The organism is Gordonia sp. NPDC057258, from assembly GCF_042668985.1.
Classification (GTDB): Bacteria; Actinomycetota; Actinomycetes; order Mycobacteriales; family Mycobacteriaceae; genus Gordonia; species Gordonia hongkongensis.
The window spans coordinates 1-1,210 of record NZ_JBHUXZ010000093.1; the positions used below are offsets into that span (position 1 = coordinate 1).

The 1,210-nt window shown below is 63.2% G+C and carries 1 protein-coding gene; it reads right to left on the minus strand.

The window, feature by feature from the left end; genetic code table 11:
* Positions 1-49: 49 nt before the first annotated feature.
* On the minus strand, positions 50-1,210 hold a 1,161-nt coding region (locus tag ACFUEJ_RS24245; RefSeq protein WP_388032385.1), incomplete at its 5' end, for an IS256 family transposase.

Genomic DNA, 1,210 nt, shown 5'->3' on the forward strand with positions numbered 1-1,210 from the left:
GTCTGTGTAAGAACGTGACTCCTGGGTTTCCTGTGGTTGCTGGTTGGGTCTAGTTGAGGTGGGGTTCGATGCGGTCGGGGTAGGCCAGGGCTAGTTGCCCGAGGGCCTGTTTCCAGTTCGTCACGACTTGGCCCTCGACGAGTCTGCCGGGGGCTCTGCGCGTGGCGGCGGGCTTGCCGCGTTCCTTCTCGCGTTGCCGGGCCCGTTTGTCCTCGATGTCGCAGATCGCCAGCCACAGCAGTTTGCGCGCCGCGAGATCGTTGGGGAAGTGTCCCCGATTCTTGATGACCTTGCGGAGCTGGTAGTTCAGCGACTCGATCGAGTTGGTGGTGTAGATGACTTTGCGGAGCTCGGGCGGGAACGCCAAGAACGGAATGAACCGGTCCCACGCTCGATCGAAAGCTGCTGCGGCACTCGGATATTTGGTCCCCAGTTCCGAGTCTCGGAAGGCTTCCCATTCGCGGCGGGCGGTCTCGGCGTCGGGGGCGGTGTAGATCGGTTTGATCGCCCGCGCGACCTCTTTGCGGTCCTTGTAGTTCACGAACCGCATCGAGTTGCGAATCAGATGCACCACACACGTTTGCACCGTGGCCAATGGCCAGGTCGCCTCGATCGCCTCGGGGAACCCGGTCAACCCGTCGCAGCACACGATGAGCACGTCCTTGACGCCGCGGTTGGCCAGATTCGCACACACCCCGGCCCAGAACTTCGCGCCTTCCTCGGCCTGAATCCAGATGCCCAGCACGTGCTTGACGCCGGCCATGTCGACACCAATAGCGATGTGGGCGTGCCTGTTTCGGACATGACCGCCGTCTTTGACCTTCACCACCAGGGCGTCGAGGTAGATGACGGGATACAACGCCTCCAGCGGCCGGTTCTGCCATTCATCGACCGCGTCGAGGACCTCGTCGCAGATCTTCGAGATCGTCTCATGCGACAGATCGGTGCCGATCGTCGAGGCCAGATGATGCTGAATGTCGCGCAACGTCATGCCACCGGCATACAGCGAGATGATCATGTCGTCGAGCCCGCCGAGCCGGCGGGAACCCTTCGGTACCAGGCGTGGGGTGAACGTGCCGGCACGGTCACGAGGAACGTTCAACTCGACCGGCCCGGCCGCGGAGTCCACCGTTTTCGGGCTCGACCCGTTGCGGGCGTTGGGCAGTTGCCGACCGGCCGGATCGCCCTTGGCATAGCCGAGGTGATCGGT